This is a genomic window from Candidatus Beckwithbacteria bacterium (assembly GCA_012797845.1).
Taxonomy (GTDB): domain Bacteria; phylum Patescibacteriota; class Microgenomatia; order UBA1400; family UBA1449; genus JAAZOH01.
In genome coordinates, this window is sequence record JAAZOH010000030.1 from 1 (window position 1) to 6,318 (window position 6,318).

Here is a 6,318-nt window from a genome sequence, read left to right on the forward strand (position 1 = left end):
AATGGATTATTTTAAAAAAGAAGGCAGGGCTCAGGTTCATTATTTTTCTCGGCATAATTTGCCAGTTGATTGGAAACTTAAAGTAACCGGAGACCATAATCGGTCAAACCTAGCAGCCGCTTATGAACTAGCAAAATTATTGGAATTAAATAGCCAAACAGTGAGGCAAAGTTTGGAAAATTTTGCCGGAGTTGCTTTTCGACTCCAAACAATTGGTTGTTTTAATGATATAGGAGTAGTGAATGATACTACAGCTACGACCCCAACTGCTGCCGAGATTGCTTTAAAGTCATTTCCTGAAAAGAAAATTATCTGGATTGCTGGTGGTAATAGTAAAGGGTTGCCATATCAGGGCTTGCTTGACACAGCTGCAAAGCGTATTAAAAAAATAGTTTTTTTGGCTGGAACCGCTACCAAAACTTTTCGACAAGATTTGTGTGAAGCCTTAGGAGAAAAAGGTGGTGAAGTTGATCTAGGTATTTTTACTGATTTTAAAAAAGCCGTTGAAGTAGCGCTTGTAAATGCCCAGCCAGGAGATATTGTTTTACTATCACCGGGCTTTACTTCTTTTGGGATGTTTGAAAATGAATTTGATCGAGGTAGGCAATTTAATCAATTAGTGGAACCTTATTTACAAAGCAGCCATGAGAAATAAAAAAAGAAACAATAAAGCTAATGGCTTATTATCAGTTTTAGGAGAATTAAAAACTAGAAGTCAGAAACATGCTGACTTTTTTTTACTATTTGCAGTTTTGGCTTTAACAGTTTTTGGTTTAATTATGGTTTTTGATGCTTCAATTGTTGAAGCTAATGAGCAGTTCGGAGATAAATTTTATTATTTAAAATATCAAGGGGCTTACTTTATTATTGGTTGGATTGGTTTAATTCTAGCTGGACATATTGATTACCACTGGTACAAAAAAATTATCACTACTCTTTTTGTGGCTAATATTTTTTTGCTGCTGTTAGTTTTAGTTCCAGGGATTGGTTTATCAATCAAGGGAGCTAGGCGCTGGATAGACTTAGGTATTTCTACTTTTCAGCCTACTGAAACTTTTAAAACAGTGTTAGTGCTATATCTAGCAACTTGGCTGGAAAAACCCCGCCATTTAAGTCAGTTTTTTGCCTTAATTGGTTTTATTTTAGGATTGGTGATTTTGGAACCTGATCTAGGCACTTCAATTGTTTTGATTGCGACTGCTTTTATAGTTTATTATGTGGCAGGAGCTAATGTGGCCAAATTTGCTATGGCTAGTACGGTAGCGCTGTTTATTGGCTTGCTACTTATTTTTACCTCTCCATATCGGAAACAACGACTGCTAACTTTTCTTAATCCTCATAGTGATCCATTGGGTAGTTCTTATCATGTGCAGCAGGTTTTATTATCTTTGGGATCGGGTGGTTTTACTGGTTTAGGAATTGGCCAATCCAAACAAAAATATCAATACTTACCAGAAGCAACTAGTGATTCGATTTTTGCAATTGTGGGTGAAGAAACTGGTTTTATTGGTTCCAGCCTTTTGATCGGAGTTTTTATGCTTATTATCTGGAAAGGTTTTTCGATTGCTCAAAAAGCGCCGGATATCTTTGGTAGACTTATTGCTACTGGTCTAACGACTTGGTTGGGAGCTCAAACTTTTGTAAATCTGGCTTCGATGGTTTCACTAGTGCCTTTGACCGGAATTCCTTTACCATTTATGTCTTATGGAGGTACCTCTTTAGTGGTAGCATTGGCTAGTGTGGGGATTTTATTAAATATTTCAAAACAAACGCAGTAATGTCAAAAACCATTATTTTTTCTGGCGGTCACCATAATTCAGCCTTGCTTATTGCTCAAGATTTAAAAGCTAAGGGCTATAATGTTATTTGGTTTGGTCATAAATACTCCATGAAAGGTGATACTCACCCTTCGCAAGAATTTCAAGATATACAGGCAGCTGGGATAGCATTTATTGAATTAAAAGCTGGCAAAATCTATCGCGGTAATATTTTGGCCCTTTTTAAAACTATTTGGGCAACTTTTTACTCTTTGTATTATTTTATAGCTGTTGCTAGACCAAGCTTAGTTTTTACCTTTGGGGGTTATTTGGCAGTTCCAGTAGCGCTAGCGGCTTGGATTTTAGGCATTCCAGTTTTTGGCTATGAGCATACCTGTGTTCTTGGAAAAGCCAATAGCTTTTTATTACCATTTTTTAAAAAGCTGTATTTAGTTTGGCCAAACCCAAATTTACAGAAAAATTCAAAAACCAAACTTATTGGCATGCCAATAAAAGTTCAAAATCAGAAAAAAGCTGCAATTTTACAAAACTTTAATACATCAAATAAGCCATTACTTCTAATTGTTGGGGGCAAACAAGGCTCTCATTTTATCAATAATTTAATTAATCAAAGTCTAGAAAAACTACTTCTAAACTACAAGCTGATTCATATAACTGGCGCTAATAGCAAAACTCGGGATTTTGAAAGACAATTATTAGTCAGAGAAAAACTAGATCCCCAGAAACAGAGTAGCTATCAAGTTTTAGCATATTCTCAAGAATTTAATAGTCTTATGAAAACTGCAGACTTGATCATTGGTCGGAGTGGGGCTCATACAGTTTATGAGATCTTAACCTTAGAAAAAAAATTACTGGCTATTCCTTTGCCTTTTGGTTCTGGCAATGAGCAAGAAAAAAATGCCCAACTACTTGTTTCCTTGGGACTAGCGCAAATTTTGCCTCAAAAAGAAACTGATACAAAATCATTGCTTATGGCTATTAAAAAAACAATCTCTATTAAAAAAGATGTTGATAAAATTAATAAATTTAAAAAAGAGATAACAAATAGTGATCCCATGAAAATAATTACCAATGATATTAGCACTATCCTGTCTTAAGTATGGTCTTTGCCAAAGCTGCCAAAAAACGAAATTCGCCTTATAAACGAAAATTGCCAATACTGTTAACCTTACGGAAACTTAATGTTAAGAAAATATTTCGAACCAGCAAGCTTAAATTAATAATAGGACTGGTTTTACTTACCACCACCACCGATCTTTTGATTGCAACTCAAAGTAATTTATTTAGCATTCACAGTATTATTTGCTTTAATCAAAAATTGCCTTGCAACCAAAAAATTATAACTCAGCTTGAGCATTATAAGGGCCAAAATCTGTTGCAATTTGATCAAGAAGGATTAAAGCGTGACTTGCTGCACAACTTTCCGCAAATAACAGCTATAACTACTTTGAAAAAATTACCCGGAAATCTAGAAGTACACATTGCCTTGCGGGAACCAGTAGCTATGATTTTAGACGGTCAGGGTAAATATTTTTTTGTTGATAAAAATTTTAAGGCCTATCTTGAGGCCTATGATCCCAAGCTGCCGCTAATTGAAAGCAAAGAACGCATTAGTCTTGGAGCTTCTTTAGTTAGTCCTGCTATTGTTACTGCTCTAACTATTAGTCAAACTCTTGAAGAATCGTTACTACCAGTTAAACAAATTCAAATAGTTGATCAGGATCATTTGGAGGTTCAGCTTTTTTCACAAAAAACCGTGATTTTTTCTGGTAATAAAGATGTACTTTCTCAGGTTGATAGTTTGCTGTTTATTTTAGATCACGCTGATCAAGGAGAGCAGAACATAAAAAATATTGACTTACGATTTGACAATCCAGTGATAAAATAAGCTATACTGGTAGTATTACTAAATGCATACTTGTGATTTGAAAATTACAAAAAACTATGATTTTTGGACCAGATTCTTTACCTGCTACAGTTGCTAGAAATGTTAGGTTACGTAAGACTGGTGTTCCAGTTTCTTTAACAGCAAGTAGGAGACAGGGTGTTGAGGCAGCTATGAAGCAAACAGACAAAGAAAGACATGATGATTTAGTTGCAGATAAAGTTGAGCAAGGCATGAGTCGTCCAGATGCAGAGCAAGCAGTGGCCGATGAGATTACGGCACTTGAAAGAATTGCTAGGTCACCCCAAGAAGAGCCACCAAGTACTAATCGAGTTGAGGCAGAAGCGAGTATTGTTTGGGTTGAAAGAAAGCTTGAAGAGCAAATTGCGATAGAAAAAGCTAAAAATGACAAATGACTTCATGGTTTCAATTAAGTTTCAAATTTGATATATTTTCCTTGATAATTACCTGTAGCAATTTTGAACCTAAATAGTTTAAAATAAGAAACAATGGCCAGAGGCAAAATTTTTGCTGGTATCGATGTTGGTACTTCTAAAATCACGACAGTGATTGTTTCTCAGGATGAAGAGAGTGATAAACTTCGAGTAGTTGGAGTAGCTACAGTTGAAAGCCGTGGAATTCGTAAGAGCCAAGTAGTTGATATTGAAGAAACTATTGAAGCTATTACAAAAAGTGTAGAAGCATCTGAGCGAATGGCTGGTTTTTCGATAACTGATGCTTATGTTTCAATCTCTGGTAATCACATCCAATCTCAAAATTCTAAAGGCGTAGTAGCAGTTTCTAATCCAGGTGAAGAAATTAGTGAAGATGATGTAGTGCGAGTAGTTGAGGCAGCTCGAGCTGTGTCCTTACCTTCCTCAAGAGAAATTTTACATGTGATTCCTAGAGACTTTATTGTTGATTCTCAACCAGGTATCAAAGACCCCTTATCAATGACTGGAATTCGCCTCGAAGTTGAAGCGCACATTATCTCTGGAGCTACCACGGCCATGCGTAATTTAGCTAAGTGTATTACTGAAATTGGAATTACTGTTTCCGGCTTAGTGTTTACTGGACTTGCTTCAGCGGAGGCAGTTTTGACCGAAACTGAGAAAGAGCTTGGGGTTTGTTTAGTTGATATTGGAGCCGGAACTACTAGTTTAGCAGTCTATGTCGAAGGGGCTCTTTCCTATTCGGCTGTTTTACCAGTGGGAGCTAGGCATATTACTAATGATTTAGCCATTGGTATGAGAGTGAGTCTAGAACAAGCTGAGAAAATCAAATTAGCCCTATCAAGTAATGAAAAAGATAAGCTTTTGAAAAATCCTGATGAAAGCACTGATATTCTTGATCCAATCAAGCTTGGAGTAGGTGATGAGCTCAACAAACCTTCATATAAAACTATGGTTGAAGGCATTATTCGACCCAGATTGACGGAAATTTTTTCCATGGTGGGAGATGAACTTAAAAAAGCTGGTTATCAGGCAGCCACTCCAGCTGGAGTGGTACTAGCAGGAGGTGGAGCATTGACTGTGGGTATTGATCAGGCCTGCAAACGAACTTTGGCTATGCCAGTGCGGATTGGAGTGCTTGATGGCAGTCAAAAAACTAAAACCCAGCTCTCAGGGCTAATTGATGATATTAGTACTCCGGTGTTTGCGACCACTCAGGGGCTGATTATGTATGCTCAAAATAATGCCATATCTGGTATGGGTGGACGAATGTCAATGCCATCTTTTGGAAATATTATTGAAAAATTCCCTGGTAAAGGTTTAGCTCACAAGGCAATGGATTTTATCAAGTCTTTTCTCCCTTGAAAGATTGGTAATTTTAGACTATTATCTAGCTGCATTTACAAGCTAAGATCTCACCTGCTCCCAAGATAAAACGCTATGGCTCTAGTAAAACCCGACGCAAATACATTTGCCAGAATAAAGGTAGTAGGTATTGGCGGAGGTGGTGGTAATGTGATCAATTCCATGTTGGTGAACCAAAGTGTTCAAGGAGTTGATTTTATTGCAATTAATACTGATGCTCAAGCGCTCCTAACCAATCATTCTCCCATAAAACTACAAATTGGCGAAAAACTGACTAAAGGCCTAGGTTCTGGATCTAATCCGGAAGTTGGCAAAAAAGCAGCTGAAGAATCACATCAACAACTTGAAGAACTGCTGGCCGATTCAGATATGGTCTTTTTAGCTTGTGGGATGGGTGGAGGAACCGGTACTGGAGCTACGCCAGTAGTAGCTGATATAGCTAGAAAAACTGGGGCTTTAACTGTTGCAGTAGTTACTAAGCCATTTTTATTTGAGGGTACCAGGCGGATGGTAGTGGCTGATGACGGCATTGAAGAACTAAGAGATCGAGTTGATACTCTGATTGTTATTCCCAATCAACGCTTGCTGGAAACTATTGATATTGGCATGCGTTTAGAAGATGCCTTTAAAATCTCTGATTCGGTTTTAGGAGAAGGAGTGCAAGGTATTTCGGATCTGATTACTACTCCAGGTTTAATCAATGTTGATTTTGCTGACGTGCGAACTATTATGACTAGCTCAGGAACAGCTTTGATGGGAATTGGTTCAGCAACTGGTGATGATAAAGCTGCCAAAGCAGCTGGATCTTCAGCGCCTGCGCCAACGCCAACATCCCTGC

At 37.5% G+C, this 6,318-nt stretch carries 7 protein-coding genes; all 7 read left to right on the forward strand.

Features of this window, described 5'->3' with window-relative positions:
- The coding region (locus tag GYA49_03885; GenBank protein ID NMC36159.1) for a hypothetical protein at positions 1-655 on the forward strand (655 nt) is incomplete at its 5' end.
- Positions 645-1,778: a putative lipid II flippase FtsW gene (gene ftsW / locus GYA49_03890; protein ID NMC36160.1), complete on the forward strand. Its 1,134-nt coding sequence runs from the start codon at positions 645-647 to the stop codon at positions 1,776-1,778. The genes GYA49_03885 and ftsW, both read left to right, overlap by 11 nt.
- A complete protein-coding gene (locus GYA49_03895; protein NMC36161.1) occupies positions 1,778-2,875 on the forward strand; it encodes a UDP-N-acetylglucosamine--N-acetylmuramyl-(pentapeptide) pyrophosphoryl-undecaprenol N-acetylglucosamine transferase in 1,098 nt (365 codons plus the stop codon). Before ftsW ends, GYA49_03895 begins: the two co-directional genes overlap by 1 nt.
- A gap of 2 nt (positions 2,876-2,877) precedes the next feature.
- Positions 2,878-3,666: a hypothetical protein gene (locus tag GYA49_03900; protein ID NMC36162.1), complete on the forward strand. Its 789-nt coding sequence runs from the start codon at positions 2,878-2,880 to the stop codon at positions 3,664-3,666.
- A gap of 56 nt (positions 3,667-3,722) precedes the next feature.
- A complete protein-coding gene (locus GYA49_03905; protein ID NMC36163.1) occupies positions 3,723-4,079 on the forward strand; it encodes a hypothetical protein in 357 nt (118 codons plus the stop codon).
- A 93-nt stretch (positions 4,080-4,172) separates the two neighbouring features.
- A complete protein-coding gene (gene ftsA / locus GYA49_03910; protein ID NMC36164.1) occupies positions 4,173-5,480 on the forward strand; it encodes a cell division protein FtsA in 1,308 nt (435 codons plus the stop codon).
- Positions 5,481-5,555: 75 nt separating this feature from the next.
- On the forward strand, positions 5,556-6,318 hold a 763-nt coding region (ftsZ, locus tag GYA49_03915; protein ID NMC36165.1), incomplete at its 3' end, for a cell division protein FtsZ.

Excerpts from the sequence above, each read along its gene's own strand:
- ftsW (NMC36160.1), top strand. The coding sequence starts at position 645 with ATGAGAAATAAAAAAAGAAACAATAAAGCTAATGGCTTATTATCAGTT.
- GYA49_03895 (NMC36161.1), top strand. The coding sequence starts at position 1,778 with ATGTCAAAAACCATTATTTTTTCTGGCGGTCACCATAATTCAGCCTTG.
- GYA49_03900 (NMC36162.1), top strand. The coding sequence starts at position 2,878 with ATGGTCTTTGCCAAAGCTGCCAAAAAACGAAATTCGCCTTATAAACGA.
- GYA49_03905 (NMC36163.1), top strand. The coding sequence starts at position 3,723 with ATGATTTTTGGACCAGATTCTTTACCTGCTACAGTTGCTAGAAATGTT.
- ftsA (NMC36164.1), top strand. The coding sequence starts at position 4,173 with ATGGCCAGAGGCAAAATTTTTGCTGGTATCGATGTTGGTACTTCTAAA.